The organism is Candidatus Saccharimonadales bacterium (assembly GCA_035317825.1).
Classification (GTDB): domain Bacteria; phylum Patescibacteriota; class Saccharimonadia; order Saccharimonadales; family Saccharimonadaceae; genus DATHGB01.
Genome location: DATHGB010000010.1, coordinates 13,561 through 31,993, shown reverse-complemented (window position 1 = coordinate 31,993; position 18,433 = coordinate 13,561). Strand labels below are relative to the sequence as shown.

Below are 18,433 nucleotides of genomic sequence, written 5' to 3'. Positions count from 1 at the left end.
TTTTAGAAAAACGGGAGCTTTTCTAAAATGGAGTATTCTACATCGCCCCGACAGAGGCAGAACATATATTTAAAAGGAGGAAGACATGGCAAAGAAAGTTTTTTATGATGACGATGCGCGCGAACGCGTACTTGGCGGAGCAAAAGCGCTGTATGACGCGGTGAAGGTAACCTACGGACCAAAAGGCCGTAACGTCGTAATCGCAAAAGGATACGGCGGCCCAACGGTAACGCACGACGGGGTAACCGTGGCTGAGAGCATTGATTTGCCCGAAGATGACGACGAGACTTTGGGATACAAAGTCGGAGCGGAACTTATTAAGCAGGCTGCGAGCAAGCTGAATAAGGTCGCTGGTGACGGCACGACGACCGTTACCGTTTTAACCTACAGTATTTTAAAAGAAGCTAACCGCCTTATTGCTGCTGGCCATAACCCACAGGAACTTCGAAAAGGTATTGAATCCGCTGGCGCAGAAGTGGTGAAGCAACTTGATACGCTAGCTGAAAGTATTGAAGGCAAAAGTGACCGTGTAGCAGAAGTGGCGACAATTAGCGCTGGTGATGAAACAATCGGCAAATTGATCGCAGGCGTGATTGAAAAAGTCGGTAAAGACGGCGTGGTAACAGTAGAGGCTAGCCAAGGACTTGAACTAGAAGCTGAAGTGGTCGAAGGCTTTAGCTTTGACCGCGGGTTTGTCAGCCAGTTCTTCGTGACTGATGTCAGCCGCCAAGAGGCCGCATATGAAAAACCTGCTGTTGTTATTACCGATAAAAAGATCAGTAGCGTTGCTGACTTTTTGCCTATGCTCGAAAAGCTTGCTGGGGCTGGCAAAAAAGACGTTGTGCTTATTGCCGACGAAGTTGACGGTGAAGCGCTTAGCATTTTGGTACTCAACAAACTAAAGGGCGTGTTCAACACCGTAGCCGTCAAAGCGCCTGCATTTGGCGATCGCCGTAAAGAAATCCTTCAGGACATCGCAACGCTTACGGGTGCGACTGTTGTCAGTGAAGACCAAGCGCTATCATTCGAGAATGTTGGCCTGGAAGTTGTCGGTACGGCACGAAAAGTGATCGTCGGTAAAGACGAAACAACAATTATCGAAGGTGGCGGCAAGGTGAGTGACGTAAAATCACGAATTGCTCAAATTCTTGCCCAGGCTGAGAACGCTTCAAGCGAATACGACAAAGAACAATACGAAAAACGCGCTGCAGCCCTAAGCGGTAAAGTTGCCGTCATTAAGGTTGGTGGTGCGACTGAAACTGAAATTGACGAGAAGAAATTCCGTGTTGATGACGCTGTTGCCGCAACCAAGGCTGCGCTTGCCGAAGGTATTGTTGCCGGTGGCGGGGTGACACTCGTTAACCTTTCAATGGGTATTAAAGCTGACGGTGCGGATAGTACAAGCGCTGGACGTCAGATCCTAAAGAACGCGCTAAAACAACCATTCCTTCAGATCATGGCAAACGCTGGCCTAAACAGCGAAGCCCTGCTTGCGCAGGTTGAATCAGGCAAAGTCGGCTTTGGCGTGAATGTTAATACCCCCGAAAAAGGCCTTATCGACGTTAAAAAGGACGGCGTGATTGATCCGGCCCGTGTCACCAAAGAAGCAGTTCAAAACGCGGTCTCGATCGCATCGACAGCTGCAACTATGGGCGCACTGGTCGTGGAAATCCCAGAAGCAGAACCACAAATGCCAGCAGGCGGCGGCATGCCCGGTATGGGGATGATGTAACAAGCTTTCTATAGAATAAAAACTCCGGTTTCACGGAGTTTTTATTCTATGAAGCGGCAAACTTGTATCAATCCTAGTATTATGTAATAATCCTAAATTATGTCAGAGGTATATAACAATACTTCCCATGTTGAAGCTTTTGAGCACTACGAAGGATCACCCGAAGATGGCGCTCAAGGCAGGGAGAAGCCTATCAACGTAGGAGAATCACTTGCCAGGTTCGCTGCCGTGGCTGATTCATTAGACGGTAACAGTGAACGAACGGTCACGCAAGCAACCCCTAATCGCGTGGATTCTCAGCAAAGTAATGAAGATGACTCTAGCAGCAACGCGCAACCTGAAACCCCGGAACAGCTAGCTGCAAGAATTAGGCGTACGTTAGGAGGCACTCGCCGGCGAGTGCCTAGAAGCTATGATATTCACCCCAGTTCCAAAACTGGGGGTAGGGGACATGGTCAAAATAAAACCCATGAACAGCTTGTCCAAGAAATGGATGAGGGAAATAGTCCTAGCTAAGCAGCTTGTTGCTGGCCGGCGCCAGAAAGGTAATCGATTTCTTTAATGATGTCTAGAAGCGCTTGTGCGCGACGAGCTTCATCGGCGATACCGCGAGCTGCTTCGTGAGCAGGACCGATAAGTGCTTTGTCATCCGTAGAACGAAGAAGTAGCAAATAGGTATCGAATTTTTCTTCGGGTGAAACATCTAGCTTATCAACAAGCGGGCGTAGTTCACCGAGAGCTTCTTGTTTAATGGCGTCTAGGTCGCCATCAGGGGCGACAGATGCTACTGCTGCGATAGGATCGGGCATAACAGGCGCTGCATCAACTGGTTCGACTGCAGGTTCTTCCGCTACCACGGGAGCCGGTGTTTCCTCGACTGTTTCCGTTGCTGCCGCTTCTTCTGCTTGTTGATTAACGCCAGCTAAAACTTTAGCTAGTTCTTGGTCGTCACTAATTGGTTGTTGCGCCTTTGGCTGAATATCCATGCCCACCCCTGATATTAATACTTATGCTTCTTTACTAAATACTGTATCATAGTGATAGACTAAGTCGCAAGTAAGTGGAGGTGATTTCGATCATGTTAGATGATAATAATGTACTTAAACAGCGTGATCCTGAGGATGCGTTAGGCGTTGCTGCTTCGCAGCCTGAACAGGCACGTTTTTCCGTTGAAGTAGAAAACCCTGAACAAGACGGGCGTGAGATTACACGGGTCGTCGTTGCCGGCATGGGCGGATCGGCGCTAGCGGCGCTTCTTGCGAAGGCATGGCTTAAGAAAGAGCTGACTGTTCCATTTGAAGTAGTACGAACCTATGACCTACCGGAATATGTTGACTACAACACGCTTGTTATCGCCAGCAGCTATTCGGGGAATACCGAAGAGACGCTTGCATGTTTAGATGAAGCAAGGTCAAAAAACGCCCAAGTTGGTATTATTGCGGCTGGCGGAAAATTAATCGAAGCTGCCGAAGGACAAAAGATCGCGCACGTGAAGCTTCCAAGCCACTTGCAACCCCGAATGGCTGTCATCTATAATCTCCGTGCACTTGTGGCTACATTGTCACACTTTGGCGTCGTGAACTACGACCGGTTTGCAGAAATTGCGGATACTGCAGACTGGCTAGCTGAGGAAACAAAAGCATGGTTGCCAACGGAAACGACTGATAAAAATTATGCCAAGCAACTTGCGCTTATGGCTGTCGGTAAAACCCCTGTATTTTATGGAGGTGCCATCACGGCGTCCGTAGCCTACAAATGGAAAATTAGCTGGAACGAAAACGCGAAAAACGTGGCGTTTTGGAACGAATATCCTGAAAACAACCATAATGAATTTATCGGCTGGACATCTCATCCAATTGAAAAACCGTTTGCGGTGTTTGACTTAATCAGTAACCTGGAACATCCACAAATTTTAAAGAGGTTTGAAGTTAGCGACCGACTTTTAAGTGGCCAGCGTCCAAAAGCCGTTGTGGTGAATATGGCAGGTAAAACTGCTATTCAGCAATTGCTATGGGGAAGCATCTTGGCTGATTTTGTCAGTATCTATGTTGCGGTATTAAATGGTGTTGATCCAACACCGGTTGTGATGGTAGAGAAATTGAAAGCAGAACTTGCTTAATTTTTCGTATGAATTTTGATCTTTCAGCTCTAAGCGTCGAACGTATTAGGAGTGGTGCGTTAAAAGATACTTTGCCAGAGCTGTACGATCTTGAACAGATTGTTGAGAATAACCTATGGCATCTTGAGCAAAATGTTTTTGATCACAGCATAGCGGCGCTCCAAGCTTTGGATGAATATACGTCAAAAAGATTCGAACTCCGTGACGAGAATTACGCATTACTAAGGGCGGCCGTTCTGCTACATGACATAGGAAAACTAAAAGCTTTCTATGTAAATACGAGCGGCCAAACAAGTGCACCAAGCCATGCTCAGATGGGACGCTGGCTGACTACCCCTATTTTGCGGCGCTTAGGATTTACGAATGACGAAACAGCTTACGTGTCAAACCTGATAGGTGACCATATTCTCGTGTGTGACCTTCTTGAACTTACGGTAAAGACGGGGAGACAAGAATATATTGAAATCCTCAAGGCGCAGCGTCCACATATGTGGCGAGAGCTTTTACTTATCGCGTATGCAGATATTCAGGGATGTAAAGGTAGCGCTGAGGTTAAGAAAGAAATCTATGCGCGCACTAGTCTCATCAATAATAATCTTGAGTAGTTAAATTCTTATGCTTATTGATTCTTGCAGATTGATAAGCCATACTGAACGTATCCCGGAATTGGTCTGGGCAAATGGAAAGGCAGGCGATGGTTATGACCATCATCTCCCCCTCGGCACTGTATGACGGTGGCGACTGCGACGGCAGCTTCGTCGATGGCGAGAATGTCAGCAGCGGGAACTAGTTCCCGCTGAACCGAGGGATTCACCAAACGTCACCTGGTTGCAAGTATGAGCGCAGCCAGGTGACCCTTCACTTTTAATGATATTGTCGTAAAGATTCAATAGGATCTTTACGTGCTGCGCGGATTGCCGGATAAATACCAAATACCAATCCGACAACTAGTGATGTTCCGAACGCGGCGGCGGCTATTTCCCAAGTCAGTGCAGGGCTAAAGGTGAGGAACGTGCTTATAGCAAAAGCAATGACATAGCCCCCAATGTATCCGAGGATACCGCCCAGTAAGCTAATAATTAATGCCTCGATCATAAACTGCCAGATAATATTTCCATTACTTGCGCCGACAGATTTTCGCAGGCCGATTTCGCGCGTCCGTTCAGCGACGCCAACTAGCATAATATTCATAATTCCAATGCCGCCAACAACCAGGGATATGGCGGCAATAGCGGTCATCACGCTTGCAACGGCAATAAAAACTTGGCTGGTAGGGGCAGCTATTTCATTGCCCGTAAGGATCGTAAAATCCTTTTCGCCTTGATGGTTTTTTATTAAATGGTTATTTGTTTCGTTGATGACGGAACCTAGGTCGCTGACTGATTTGGCACGGATATTAATTTGTTGGATTTGCGCAATGCCTTGGTGGAATCCTTTGCCGCTTTCTAAACTAATAATCGCGGACTTGTCGAAGTCGACATTATTGAAATTAACTGGATCATTGGTGTGTTTTAGTACGCCGATGATGGTGAATGTCTGCCCGCGAATGCTGAAGGTTTTTCCGATTGGCTGGTCCGTACCAAACAGATCAATTGATAATTGGGGGCCGATAACGGCCGTGTCGCGGTTGGTGACGCTATCAATGAACTGGCCGTCCCGGATTATCAAACTTGTCGTCGAAAGAAAGGATGGAGTCGTAGCGAGTACCGTACTCTGCTTAACCGTCGTGCTGCCAGCTTTAGGGCTTCCGTTAATAATCATAAGGGGGGCAGCGGCTTCAACGCCGGGTAGTTTTTTAATATCCTCGATATCTTTTTCGGTAATAGTACTGGTGCTAAACGTTTGCTGTGAGATTGGATTTGAAAAATCTGCTATTTCCTTTGTGGCAACCCCCGGGCGAACAACGGCAATATTGCCGCCCAGCGCATCAACTTGGCGTGATACGACGTTTGTAATACCGCTGGCAAGCGACAAGATGACGGTAATGCTGGCAACTCCGATCGCGACACCAAGAGTTGTCAGTAGGGTACGTAACCGTGTGCTTTTCAGTGACTGGCGGGCATTCTGAATATGTTCAAGGACGAGGAGACGCATTATTTTTTAGCAACTTTCTTTTTTCGCTTTTTGGCAGGTTTTTTAAATATCACCTTGGTTGCCCGGCGCGTACTGAGTGGAATTTTTGCCGCTTCAGGCTCGGCAATAACGGGTGTTTTGGTGTCACTATCGATCTTGCCGTCCAACATATGAATCACCCGGCTTGCGTAGGTTGTAAGGTCAGGGTTGTGCGTGACCATAATAATAGTATTGCCGCGTTTATGAAGGTCGGACAGTTCCTCCATAATAACGTGGCTTGACCTGCTATCTAAATTACCAGTGGGTTCGTCTGCGAGGATAATCGACGGGCTGTTCACGAGTGCCCGGGCAATTGCGACGCGTTGCATTTGGCCGCCAGATAGCTGCCAGGGCATGTAATATTCGCGTTCGGCAAGGTGAAAGGTATTTAGAATATCACTGGCCATTTTCAGGCGTTTTGTGTGTCGGATACCTTTGTAGGCAAGGGGAAGGGCGACATTTTCGATGACGTTCAGACGGTTAATCAGGTTAAAACTTTGAAAAATAATACCAATTTGCTGGCTACGAATCCGGGCATGCCTGGCACTACTGAACTTCTGCACGGAAGTTCCGTCTAGCAGATACTCACCATCGTTCGAATGGTCTAGAAGCCCCAGGACATTAAGCAGTGTTGTCTTGCCGCACCCGCTTGGACCCATGATAGTAATAAACTCACCTTTTTCAATCGTCAGATCAACGCCGCTTAACGCATGATGTTCAGCATCTCCAACCCCGTAGCGTTTTACGAGGCCGCGAAGTTCGATAACTGGTGGTTGAAATAAAGAGTCGGCCATTACATCTTTATTATAGGGAGCAATAGAGTGTAAAAGCAACTAACTGAGGGGGTGATTTATACAACCTTTAAGGATTTGATGCGTTCTTTGAACTGTGTGAACAAAGTATCAACGTCTTGAACGTAGTGGGTTGTTGCCGGATCTCCTATTTTCTGGTTTGAAGTTAGTGATACTACAATAATTTTATCGTTAATGACTGCCGCATATATCGTATTCGTAAATCCAGCATCGCCGCCACCGTAGTTATAGAATTTTACCCCATCCAGTACGACCGAGTCAGCTTCTCTTCCGTCACTGAACTGGCTATCGTAGTGAATTTGTTTAGTATTTTTATTAAAAAGCGCAGGAACGTATGATTTTACCCGAAAATTGCGAAGAGGCTCTTTGGCTATTATGAGATTATATTCATCATCTGTACCTTTGATCGTGGCTTCGTAAGCCGTATCTGATTTGCCAAAAGCCTTTGGCTCTTCGGCGATTGTATTTTGCGTATAAACGGTATAATTATCGATTTTCGCTAACTTGCCTTTGAAGGCCTCGGGTACTTGGACACTAAGGCCGACGTCAGTACTACAGAACGTGCCATTTTCGGCAGCAATGCTACCATCCTTGCATTTGCCTAGAGTGTCAGGCTGTTTAGTGTCTTGGTTTGATGATTGGGCGTCTTTTTCTTCTGATGTCTGCATGTTTGAGAAATATAACCATCCTAATGCGGCAATGATACCTATAATAACGAGAACAATGATTACCTCAACTGCTGAAAAGCCTTTTTGTTTTGTTGCCATGTTGTCTCCTGACATTTAACTATAAGCGTATTGTAGCATTTGGTTTATGTGCCTACTATAGGCAAGGCTAGGTTATAATGTCTTTATTGGAGAGGTGGCCGAGTGGTTGAAGGCGCACGCTTGGAAAGCGTGTATACCAGCAATGGTATCGCAGGTTCGAATCCTGTTCTCTCCGCCAGGAAGAATTTATACGTATGACTCAATATTTAGGGCTTATATCATTTTTTATCGTTGTATGCGGTCTGGCATTTACTGTTTGGCGTTGGCCGGGTGGGGCACATATGACATTTAGCCAGCATGTTGCACGGCATAAGTCGGCGTCAGTGTATTACAGCCTACTGTTTGCTGTTGCGCTTCCACTGCTATATCTATTTTTCGTAAACTGGTTTGTGCCGGCATTCAAGTTATCTGATTGGTTTGTTCCTGTGATGACGGCTTCTGTCGTATTTCAGTTTTTATGCACGTTTGTTCCGGAAACGGGTGGGTGGAAGACATCCGTCCACCGGATTCTTACAGGAATATCCGGTGTCTTATTGCTACCTCTTGTTATTATGATAATTACCTCAGCCGGTGTGCCGGCTATAGGAAAGGTGCTTGCGGGGATTTCCTTGATCGCGATGGTATTGCTACTTGTGGTTGCCCTTAAGAACCAACGAGGGTATTCCTATGCGCTATTTCTCCAAGTAGGCTACTACGTTCTCTTTTTTGCGCCAATATTATATATCGCTTACGTTTAACGTTATAATTAAACCAATAACAAAAATGATACGGGGTTCATCTAGTGCCTAAGAAAAAATCTCAACAAAAGCAACCTTTTTATAAGCGCAAGGGCTTTTTATGGCCTGTCGGTAGTATTCTCGCACTAATTCTAATTATCGCAATCGCGTTTCGTGTCAGCCCTTGGCCGGGGGCAATGATTATTCGTGCAGTATTTGAAGATAATGCTACGAAGGTGCTTGAAGCGATGGAAAAGCACGTGCCAAGTAAGCCAATTGCTACTATTGCTAATCAGCAATATCGTCAAGGTGACAAGGATGCACTTCTGGATGTTTACTATCCGGAAGGTACAACTACAAAACTACCTGTCGTGATCTGGACACACGGTGGGGCATGGATTTCTGGCAGCAAGGCCCAGGATGTGCCGTACTTCAAACTTCTGGCCGCAGAGGGCTATACGGTCATCGGACTTGATTATTCTAGGGCTCCTGAAAAACAATATCCGACGGCAGTGTATCAACTGAACGATGCCTACAAGTTCATACAAGCCAATGCCGATAGTTTTTACGCTGATACGAACAAGATAATCTTCGCGGGTGATTCGGCCGGATCACAGCTTTCGAGCCAAATGGCGGGCATGATTACGAATCCTGACTATGCAAGGGAAGTTGGGATTACCCCGTCTCTTAAGCCTGACCAGCTTAAAGGCGTGGTGCTAAACTGCGGTATATATAATATGTTGCGCCTGACGACACCTGAACCAACGTTGCCACGAATTATTGGCTGGGGAGACGACGTATCAGTATGGGCGTATGTTGGCACTAAAGATTTTGAGCATTCTGATGCTATAAAAGAAATGTCCTCAATTAATTATGTGACCAAAGATTTTCCTGCTACGTATATAACCGGAGGCAATGCGGATCCACTGACGGACCAGCAGTCCAAACCTATGGCCGAAAAGCTTACATCGCTCGGCGTAGAGGTGGACGATCTCTTTTATCCTGCTAACCATACGCCTGCACTCGCGCATGAATACCAGTTCGTGCTTGATAACGCCGATGGTCAAAACGCTCTTCAGAAAACACTCGAATTTATACAGGCCCACACCCGGTAAGACGACATTTGTCGCTAAGCTCTCTGCTTTGCTACACTTAGGTTAATGAGGCGGCTTATAGGAAATTTCGGCAGGCTAGAACTAGTTGCGTTTATGAGCGGCTTTTCATTGATGGCCTTTGAACTGGTGGGCGCACGTATGCTTGCGCCAACGATAGGGAGCTCAACGTATGTCTGGACAAGCGTTATCGGCGTTATTATCGCCGCGCTGAGTATCGGATATTTCGTAGGCGGAAAGCTAGCGGACCTTCGGGGCTATACGGGGGACGTTGCTCTTCTTTGTCTTGCGATAGCTTTTGCGGTCGGATACGCGCTTATTTTATTTGACGGCGCTATGCGGGAGGTCGTTCTGCTGACTGACGACGCAAGGCTACAGGGAGTCCTCGCATCATTACTACTCTTTGCGCCCACGAGCTTGCTTTTAGGCATACTTAGTCCGTATCTGGTCAAGCTAAAGGTGACTTCTTTGGCGGTTGCCGGGCAATCCGTTGCGGGACTTAGTGCGTTTAACTCAGTCGGCGGTATTGCCGGTACGTTTGTCACGGGATTTATCATATTCAGTTATATCGGATCGCGTGAGGCACTTTTCGCTATTGTCTTATTGATGCTGATAGCAAGTTGGATAATAGAACCGCGTATCCGATGGAAGCTGCGGGCTGGATTTAGCCTGACGGTAGTAGTTATCGTTTTATTGCCGCTTATTCAGAAACAAGACTATATACGAATTGACACGCCCAGTGCGAACTACGAGGTGAAAACGGGACAATTGGATAGTGGTATAACCTCCTCGATCAGGTATTTAACGACGGGACCGAATAGCGCGCAGTCGGGCGTATACACCCAACAGCCCGATCAGCTAGCGTTTTGGTATACGCAGGAGATCGCGCGTATTACCGGGATGACATCGTCTAAAAAGAACATTCTGATACTTGGTGGCGGGGCGTTCACGATGCCGGAATACTTGGCCCGAAAATACCCGGGTAGTATGATCGACGTCGTAGAAATTGATCCGTCGCTCGTTAGTATTGCAGAAAAATATTTTGACTACACGCCACTGAATAACATCCATGTTATAGATGCTGATGCGCGGGCGTATGTTAATACGGCCATAAAACAATACGATGTCGTAATTATCGATGTCTATAGTGATAGCAGCGTGCCGTTTTCTCTTTTGACGCAGGAATACGGGGCGAGCCTAAACGCTATCATATCGGCAGACAGTACCGTCATTATAAATACGATAGCCGCAAAGAGCGGTCCATGTCAGGATATCCTTAAGGCCGTGGACGGCACGTACCGTTCGTTCGCACCGTATGCGTCTATCTCGCAAAAGGGGATAACGCCCAGTCAGGCAGCTTCTAATTTAATTCTTGCATATACCAAACATCCTAGGCGTTTTGAAGGCATGGAAGCATTTGATTCACAACGAGGTTTTATGTATACGGATAACTTTATGCCCGTCGAACGTTTGCAGCAATCATGTGCCGCAGTGTCATGACGCGCTATATATAGCGTTGTAAATAACAAACACTACGCTATAAGGTGTTATCAAGCTTGTGGTAATAAAAACATACAAAAAAGACTTGAAAACCACATATCTAGGGTCTATAGTTTTATGCAGACACTACATATGTAGGAGTTCAATCAAAACACACATTTAGCAAGAGGAATTTGCACTACTCCCCGGAGAGAGGGCTGGGGGGCAGTCTTCTTGCGGCATCTATGGGAGGTGAGTGTGTGGAAGGTCAACATATAACAAAAAGAGGGAATAGGGTATGAGTACTATCAATGTGGTAAAGCGAGATGGCACCCGCGAACCATTTGACGCCAATAAAATCAACTTGGCGTTAGTTGCAGCAAGTGAAGGACTACCTGATCAAATCAGTAAGGTTGTTCAAGTCGCGACCGAATTACAGTTAACATTATTTGATGGTATTACATCAGAACAACTTGACGAAGCTGTCATTCACACGGCGCTTCAAAACGTCAAAGACGATCCTGACTTTGACAAGATCGCGGCACGGCTTTTGCTTAAGAACGTCTACAAGAATATCTTGGGCGACTACGAAACGGACGTTGAGCTCAAAAAGCTGCACGAGCAAAAGTTTCCTGAATATATCAAGCAAGGTATCACCGACGGCCTACTCGATACGCGAATGAGCACGAAAATCTTTGATATTAAGAAACTAGCGAAAGCGCTCGACCCAAGCCGTGACCACCTAAGTAAATACCTGGGTGTCGTTACTAACAAAAACCGTTACGCGCTTCGTAAACAAAGTGGGGCACCGATTGAAGTTCCACAGTTTACGCACATGCGTATTGCTATGGGTCTAAGTTTTAACGAAGAAGATCCAACGGCCGCTGCAATTGATTTTTACAAGCACATGAGTAACCTGAACTACGTTCCTGGTGGTTCAACCCGCGTGAACGCAGGCGGTTCGTTCCCGCAGCTTTCGAACTGTTTCCTTATTGAAGTCCAGGACGACATGGAAGCAATCGCCAAGGGTATTCGCGATGTCATGTGGATCGCCAAAGGCACCGGCGGTATTGGGATCAGCCTAAATAAGCTTCGTGCAGCAGGTAGTCCGGTTAAAACGACGAACACTGAATCAACCGGCCCGATTCCTTTCATGAAGATGATCGACACCGCGCTATTTGCCGTTAGCCGTAAGGGTAAAAAAGCTGGCGCAGCCGCGCTTTACATGGAAAACTGGCATCTGAACTTCCCACAGTTTTTGGACTTGAAACAAAACTCGGGTGACCCGTACCTTCGTACGCGACTCGCAAATACCGCCGTATTTATTAGTGACGAGTTCATGAAGCGCGTATCAAAGGACCAAGACTGGTATTTGTTTGATCCAGCTGAAGTATCTGACCTGCCAGAACTTTACGGCGAAGAATTTTCCGCTAAGTATAAAGAATACGTTAAACTGGCTGAAGCTGGAAAAATGCGTGAGTTTACTAAGCTAAAAGCCCGTGAACAATTCCGCCAGATCCTGATTACGTTGCAGGCAACTAGCCACCCATGGCTAACGTGGAAAGATACGATCAACGTTCGTGCGCTCAACAATAACACCAGTACGATCCACCTTTCAAACCTTTGTACTGAGATTACGTTGCCCCAGGACAAAGACAATACGGCAGTCTGCAACCTCGTTAGTATTAACTTGTCAGCGCACCTTAATGAAGACAAGACATGGGACTGGGACCGCCTAGCCGCAAGTACCCGCAGCGCAATTCGCCAGCTTGATAACCTGTGCGATATCACTAATACGCCAATTCCAGAAGCAATGCACTCTAACCAGCAAAACCGTGCGCTTGGCCTTGGCATGATGGGCTTTACCGACGTTATCGAAAAGCTAAGTTACAGCTATGAATCCGAAGAGGCCTATGACCTAATGGACCAGTTGACTGAGTTCATTAGCTACCAGGCAATCGATGAATCAGCAGATATGTCAAAGACCCGCGGCAGCTACCCAACGTTCAAGGGAAGCGGCTGGAGCAAGGGTATTTTGCCATTCGATACGCTTGACCAGTTAGCTGCTGACCGTAAAGTAAAGGTTGAGATTAACCGTAAGACTCGCCTTGACTGGGAAAAGCTTCGCGCTAAAGTCAAAAAAGGTATGCGTAACGCAACTCTTATGGCAATCGCTCCAACGGCTAACATCGCGCACGTTGCCGGTACGACTCCGGGTATCGACCCGCAGTTCGCGCAGATTTTCAGCCGCGCAACGTTAAACGGCAAATTCCTTGAAGTGAACGGCAACTTAGTGAATGACCTAAAAGCGATTGGCCTTTGGGACACGGTCAAAGAAGACGTACTTCGTCTGCAAGGTGATGTCCAGCAGATCGACGTTATTCCGCAGCACATCAAAGACGTATACAAAACAAGTTTCCAGCTGAGTCCGTATGCCTTTATCGAAGTCGCAGCCCGCGCACAAAAGTGGGTTGACCAAGCGATTTCACGAAACATGTATCTTGAAACCCGTGATATTGACGAGTACGTGGATATCTACAGTACGGCATGGAAGAAGGGGCTCAAGACAACGTATTACCTACACGTCAAACCGCGGCATCAGGCCGAGCAAAGTACGGTCAAGGTAAACAAAGCCGAAACCGGCGCCGGACCACGAAAAGCAGGATTCGGATTCGCTAAAGCAAAACAAGTAGCATAGAAAGAAATTAGGGGGATAAAACAATGGGTATGAACGCAAGCACAATCATCAACGACGACATGACACTAGAGCAAAAACTAGAAGCCATCGAACTAGCAATGAAAAACGCACAAGAACAAGCAAATGACGAAGCCAAAGCAAATGGTACTACTGCCGCACCAATCGATCCAGCTGATCTGACCATGTGCGAAGGCTGTCAATAAAGGAGAAACTATGTCAGGAATTTTAGGAACAGGTATTCAGGACGGACTGCTCCTCAAGCCGATTCATTACCAATGGGCGATGGATCTTTATGACCAAGCCGTATCAAACACATGGTTTCCAAACGAAATCCAGTTAAGCCAGGACCTCGCCGACTGGAAAAAGATGAGCGACGAAGAACGCCACGCGTTGACGTTTTTGATGAGCTACTTTAACCCGAACGAGCTACTCGTGAATAAAGCACTCGCATTTGGCGTGTACCCATACGTCAACGCGGCCGAGTGTCACTTGTACCTAGCCAAGCAGATGTGGGAAGAAGCTAACCACTGTATGAGTTTTGAGTACGTGCTTGAAACCTTCCCGATTGACCGGGGCACTGCTTATTCAGCACATGTTGATACGCCATCGATGGCGCGAAAAGAAGAGTTCGAAACCAAGTTTATTAAGCGCATGACCGAACAGACGCTTGATATTACGACGACCGAAGGCAAAAAAGATTTTGTCCGTAACCTCGTTGCCTATAACATCATCCTTGAGGGAATCTGGTTCTATAGCGGATTCATGGTGGCACTCTCATTCCGCCAGCGAAACCTGCTGCGCAACTTCGGTTCACTCATTGACTGGGTTGTCCGAGATGAAAGCCTGCACCTTAAGTTTGGCATAAACCTCATCCTTACGGTACTTGAAGAAAACGAAGATCTTCAAACTGAAGAATTTGCTAATGAAATCAAGCAAATGATCCTTGATGGCGTTGAAATGGAAGAAGCCTACAACAAAGACCTTTTGCCAAACGGTATCCTGGGCCTCAACAGCGATTACATAAACCAGTATGTGAAATACCTAGCTGACCGCCGTCTTGAAGAACTTGGTTTTGACGCGCACTACAAAGTGAGTAACCCGGCAAAATGGATGGCAACGGCTAACGACACGCTTGAACTCGTAAACTTCTTTGAAAGTACCAACACCAGTTACGAAGTAAACTCTGGCGGCGGATCAAAGAAGCCTCAGGGCCAAAGTCCAAGTGCTGACCGCGACGAGAACGATCCAGATACAAGTATTCTTAAATAATATTTGACGTACTACCAACACATAGGAAGATTGCATGAAACGGCTAATTGGCGACTACGAACCATTTATCGCAAACATTAATGCAGGGCTTGATACGCTAGGCATTGATACTAGCGAGCTATCGATGATGGATCATGTTTGTTACCGCGTAGAAACAACCGAGCGCTACGACGAACTTCTTCACTTGTTGGGCGAGGAAGCTTTGCTACTCGGTGAAAATGAAGTTAGTGGCCGGCCAATCGCTACGTTTGAATTTAAAGAATATTTAAACGCTGGAGGATGGACTGTGCCGTATCTGGAATTACCCGCACCCAAAGAGGGTTCGCCTTATCCAGAGGGCCTTGAGCATGTTGAGTTCGTGATTGTCGGTAGTCTGGACAGGTTCATGAAGCGTCATGGTGACCTATCCTTTTCAACAAAAGGCCTGAACAAATTAATTAATCCTGAAGCCGGTCTGAAAGCCGCGGGTATTTCGGTGAAATTTCATGAACAGCAACTCGGTGCTGTGGTCCGTATAGAAAATACACTCAAGCCATAATATTCATTATAGTCAGGAGTTTCACGTGCAGACAGAAATTGAAGTAAAATTTCCTAACGTTGACTTTGCTACGCTGCGGGGGCAACTTGACGCGCTCGGAGCAACGTGCGAACAGCCGATGCGCCATATGCGACGGGCTATTATTGAAACGCCGGGTATGCGTGAAAAGCATTCATTCGTACGTGTACGTGATGAGGGCAATAAAGTCACCCTTACGTACAAGCAAGTGGACGAGAATTCACTCACGGGTGCAAAAGAGATTGAAGTAACGGTCAGTGATTTTGAGGGGACGGTGGCACTTTTAGAACAATCGGGCCTTCCATATAAATCATTTCAAGAGTCACGCCGTGAAACCTGGCGTCTAGATGATGCCGAGGTAGTACTCGATGAATGGCCTCATCTCGATCCGTATATCGAGATCGAAGGCCGTACGGAAGAAGCAGTCAAAGAAGTAGCCAAGAAACTTGGCTTTGACTGGAAAAACGCGGTTTTTGGCCGCACGACAGAACTATATCAATTGCAGTATCCTCATGGAGACGCGGATAAGCTCGTCACGATTCCACGGCATACGTTTGATCAGCCACTCTCTAAAATTATAAGTGGCTGATATCATATTTGATATAAATTAGCTAAACAAGACGTTCAAGCGCGAGCTCGAATGCTGCTTGCCGAAGCGTGATTTTTGCTTCGTCAGCACGCGTAATCATACCGTTTGCAGCTTTTTCAAGAAGCTCTGCAAGCATCTTATTTACTTTTTCCTCGGTCCAGGATTCGCTTACTAAATTCTGCTGCCATTCAAGGCATGACACGATTACGCCGCCGGCGTTGGCGATAATGTCAGGAAGGGTAATGATATTCTTTTTCTCCAAAATGCTTTCCGCGGCACTCGTCACAGGCCCGTTCGCTAGCTCTACTACGATTGAGGCCTGAACTTTACCAGCATTAGCCTCGGTAAGTGCGTCTTCGAGAGCGGCTAGTACAAGAATATCGGCTTTAACGCCAATAATATCCGTTGCTGGTGCAGGAGTGACTGTCTGAAGATCGGTTAACTGTTCTGGGCGAGGCGTAGCATCAGTATCCATGGTTGTTTTTTTGATGTCTATACCTTCTGGCTGCACCCAAGTATATTTGCTGTTGCTGACGGCAACGATTTTAATATTTGGATACTTCTTTAGGACCTCGGCAAAATAATAACCAACGTTACCGAAGCCTTGCAGCGCTACGGTAAGCGGTTTATCGATGAGCCCACGCGCTTTAAGGTACTCTACGAGCGTAATAACGCCACCCCGTCCGGTTGCTGCGGGGCGACCCTCGGAGCCGCCATTTACCATGGATTTTCCCGTAAAACTTCCCTTATCAGCTTTACCAACCGTTTTTTCGTACTCATCAACCATCCAGTCGATGATTTTGGCGTTGGTATTCACGTCAGGTGCCGGTATATCTTTGCCTGAGCCAATATGTGGCGCAAGATGTCGTGCATAACGCCTAGCAAGCGTTTCGACGTCTTCAGGGCTTAGTTCGCGGGGATCGACTGCGATACCGCCCTTACCTCCGCCAAGTGGCAAACCTACGGCTGCCGTCTTGAAGCTCATAAGTGTCGCAAGAGCGCGTACTTCATCGATGTTCACGCCAGGATGAAAGCGGATACCACCTTTGTACGGACCTAATTTACTATTGTGTTGGATTCGATAAGCAGGGTAGTTTTTATCATTTAATTCAATTTCGAAAATATGTTCGGCTTCGGCTTCTAAGAGGGCTTCAATGACTTTTTCGTCATAATTTAGTCTTTTTGCGGCACTTCGAATATTGGTCTGGGCGGTCATTAACATAGCTTTACTCATAGTAGGTTATAGTATGAACCTTTACTGCCTGTTTCGTCTACTGGTTTTTGAACGGTAGGCATAAAAGACAACAAACGGCATGTTGATGATGACGAAATTACCACTCACTATTTAACCTGTTGGCGTCAAAATAGGCTCAATTATCCCACTCAAATCTAAAAGGACGCTTAAGCTTATTGTTAAAATAGATTGGTGACCTAAAAACTATAACGTGAGGAGGAATGGTAGTACCATGATCGACGCACCAATAGATAACACCAATTTAGCTCAAGCAACAACCCGTCAGGACGCAAAACACCAAGATGCTTCTTGGTATGCAAAACGTCTTATTCTAAAACTTCAATTGGCTCAGCAAGTACGGGAAAATGAAAAATTAGGAATCGATACAAGCGCTATCGTGTACGACCTAACCGACAACCAGCCCGTTTATTCGCACAACGCCAATTATGAACATTATGCAGCAAGTATTAGTAAACTTTTCGTAACGTCGTTACTCCTAAAAGACCTGCGCGAAGGTAAGACGACGCTGGATACCCAGGTAAGCTGGGATGCAAGCGACCGCCGCGCGGGGGCGGGCGTGTATGACTCGGACAGTTCACCGTTGACGGGTACAGTCCGTGATGTCTTATTCGACATGCTTAATCATTCGGGCAATACTGCGGTGCGAATTATTGTCAACAAAGTGCTGGGTGGTGCGGATGCGGTAAACGCCCGCTATGAGCAAGATTACCCAAATCTGAAGGTGACGAAACTGCAACCCGTAGCGGGAACATCAGGCTTCTTGCTTGGCTATACGACACCTGCCGAAACGAACTTTATGGTTGATTATCTCTACAAGCAAGACGATGCCTATGCGGCATCCGTCAAAAACGCGCTTGCAACGAATATCTTTGACGATTACGGGCCACGTAGCCAGGTAAAAGACAAAGAAAACATCACGGTGATTGATAAACAAGGCCAGTTAAATGATCCGGAGGGAAATAATCGTCACGATGTTGGGGTTATTGAAAATGCCAAGAATGGCCATAAGCTCCGGTACGTACTTATGACGACTAACTATGAGCAGCCGGCAGGTACGATAACCAATAGCGCAACAATGTCCCTGCAGGCATTTGGACGAGATTTGCTAAGGTTCGAGGGTGACCGTGCGCCACGTCCACAAGAAGACGCAATGCCACAGCTTAAAGCAGCTCCGCAAGAAGTCCAAAACGGCCGCATGGTCTACTAATATTTTAATA

The 18,433-nt window shown here is 46.7% G+C and carries 18 protein-coding genes and 1 tRNA gene; 14 read left to right on the top strand and 5 right to left on the bottom strand.

The window, feature by feature from the left end; translation table 11 throughout:
• Window positions 1–85: 85 nt before the first annotated feature.
• Window positions 86–1,732 (top strand): chaperonin GroEL, encoded by a 1,647-nt coding sequence (gene groL, locus VK497_01525; protein HMI09062.1) that lies wholly within the window; start codon window positions 86–88, stop codon window positions 1,730–1,732.
• 99 nt (window positions 1,733–1,831) lie between these two features.
• Window positions 1,832–2,248 carry a hypothetical protein gene (locus VK497_01520; GenBank protein ID HMI09061.1) on the top strand — a complete coding sequence of 139 codons (417 nt, stop codon included), beginning with the start codon at window positions 1,832–1,834 and terminating at the stop codon, window positions 2,246–2,248.
• On the opposite strand, the gene VK497_01515 is transcribed toward VK497_01520, so the two are convergent.
• Window positions 2,245–2,718, bottom strand: coding sequence for a hypothetical protein (locus VK497_01515; protein ID HMI09060.1), 474 nt, complete (start codon window positions 2,716–2,718; stop codon window positions 2,245–2,247). The genes VK497_01520 and VK497_01515 overlap by 4 nt on opposite strands.
• Window positions 2,719–2,810: 92 nt before the next feature.
• Between VK497_01515 and VK497_01510 the strand changes: the two genes are divergently transcribed.
• Both VK497_01510 and VK497_01505 read left to right on the top strand, forming a co-directional pair.
• The gene (locus VK497_01510; GenBank protein ID HMI09059.1) at window positions 2,811–3,851 is read left to right on the top strand and encodes a bifunctional phosphoglucose/phosphomannose isomerase; all 1,041 of its coding nucleotides are present in this window, start codon (window positions 2,811–2,813) and stop codon (window positions 3,849–3,851) included.
• Window positions 3,852–3,859: 8 nt separating this feature from the next.
• A complete protein-coding gene (locus VK497_01505) occupies window positions 3,860–4,456 on the top strand; it encodes an HDIG domain-containing protein (protein ID HMI09058.1) in 597 nt (198 codons plus the stop codon).
• A 259-nt stretch (window positions 4,457–4,715) separates the two neighbouring features.
• Here VK497_01505 and VK497_01500 read toward each other — a convergent pair whose 3' ends face one another.
• Genes VK497_01500 through VK497_01490 form a run of 3 tightly spaced genes read right to left on the bottom strand, consistent with a single transcriptional unit; the run spans window position 4,716 to window position 7,542 of the window.
• Window positions 4,716–5,945, bottom strand: a complete 1,230-nt coding sequence (locus tag VK497_01500) for an ABC transporter permease (GenBank protein ID HMI09057.1) — start codon at window positions 5,943–5,945, stop codon at window positions 4,716–4,718.
• Window positions 5,945–6,757 (bottom strand): ABC transporter ATP-binding protein, encoded by an 813-nt coding sequence (locus VK497_01495; GenBank protein HMI09056.1) that lies wholly within the window; start codon window positions 6,755–6,757, stop codon window positions 5,945–5,947. Before VK497_01495 ends, VK497_01500 begins: the two co-directional genes overlap by 1 nt.
• Before the next feature lie 56 nt (window positions 6,758–6,813).
• Entirely contained in the window at window positions 6,814–7,542 is a 729-nt protein-coding gene (locus tag VK497_01490; protein ID HMI09055.1) for a prepilin-type N-terminal cleavage/methylation domain-containing protein, read from the bottom strand.
• 88 nt (window positions 7,543–7,630) lie between these two features.
• Here VK497_01490 and VK497_01485 point away from each other — a divergent pair.
• From VK497_01485 to VK497_01445, 9 genes are all read left to right on the top strand, one after another.
• Window positions 7,631–7,720, top strand: a tRNA-Ser gene (locus tag VK497_01485).
• A gap of 16 nt (window positions 7,721–7,736) precedes the next feature.
• On the top strand, window positions 7,737–8,279 hold the full coding sequence (locus VK497_01480) for a hypothetical protein (protein HMI09054.1): 543 nt from the start codon (window positions 7,737–7,739) through the stop codon (window positions 8,277–8,279).
• 44 nt (window positions 8,280–8,323) lie between these two features.
• Window positions 8,324–9,373: an alpha/beta hydrolase gene (locus tag VK497_01475; GenBank protein HMI09053.1), complete on the top strand. Its 1,050-nt coding sequence runs from the start codon at window positions 8,324–8,326 to the stop codon at window positions 9,371–9,373.
• 45 nt (window positions 9,374–9,418) lie between these two features.
• Window positions 9,419–10,870: a fused MFS/spermidine synthase gene (locus VK497_01470; protein HMI09052.1), complete on the top strand. Its 1,452-nt coding sequence runs from the start codon at window positions 9,419–9,421 to the stop codon at window positions 10,868–10,870.
• A 277-nt stretch (window positions 10,871–11,147) separates the two neighbouring features.
• Complete coding sequence (locus VK497_01465; protein HMI09051.1) at window positions 11,148–13,547, top strand: ribonucleoside-diphosphate reductase subunit alpha; 2,400 nt, start codon at window positions 11,148–11,150, stop codon at window positions 13,545–13,547.
• Window positions 13,548–13,576: 29 nt separating this feature from the next.
• The gene (locus tag VK497_01460; protein HMI09050.1) at window positions 13,577–13,750 is read left to right on the top strand and encodes a hypothetical protein; all 174 of its coding nucleotides are present in this window, start codon (window positions 13,577–13,579) and stop codon (window positions 13,748–13,750) included.
• 10 nt (window positions 13,751–13,760) lie between these two features.
• The gene (locus tag VK497_01455; GenBank protein ID HMI09049.1) at window positions 13,761–14,816 is read left to right on the top strand and encodes a ribonucleotide-diphosphate reductase subunit beta; all 1,056 of its coding nucleotides are present in this window, start codon (window positions 13,761–13,763) and stop codon (window positions 14,814–14,816) included.
• Window positions 14,817–14,850: 34 nt separating this feature from the next.
• Window positions 14,851–15,354 (top strand): VOC family protein, encoded by a 504-nt coding sequence (locus tag VK497_01450; GenBank protein HMI09048.1) that lies wholly within the window; start codon window positions 14,851–14,853, stop codon window positions 15,352–15,354.
• 25 nt (window positions 15,355–15,379) lie between these two features.
• Window positions 15,380–15,961, top strand: a complete 582-nt coding sequence (locus VK497_01445) for a class IV adenylate cyclase (protein ID HMI09047.1) — start codon at window positions 15,380–15,382, stop codon at window positions 15,959–15,961.
• Between the two features lie 22 nt (window positions 15,962–15,983).
• On the opposite strand, the gene VK497_01440 is transcribed toward VK497_01445, so the two are convergent.
• Complete coding sequence (locus tag VK497_01440) at window positions 15,984–17,195, bottom strand: Glu/Leu/Phe/Val dehydrogenase (GenBank protein ID HMI09046.1); 1,212 nt, start codon at window positions 17,193–17,195, stop codon at window positions 15,984–15,986.
• 232 nt (window positions 17,196–17,427) lie between these two features.
• Between VK497_01440 and VK497_01435 the strand changes: the two genes are divergently transcribed.
• Window positions 17,428–18,423, top strand: coding sequence for a serine hydrolase (locus VK497_01435; protein ID HMI09045.1), 996 nt, complete (start codon window positions 17,428–17,430; stop codon window positions 18,421–18,423).
• Window positions 18,424–18,433 lie beyond the last annotated feature (10 nt).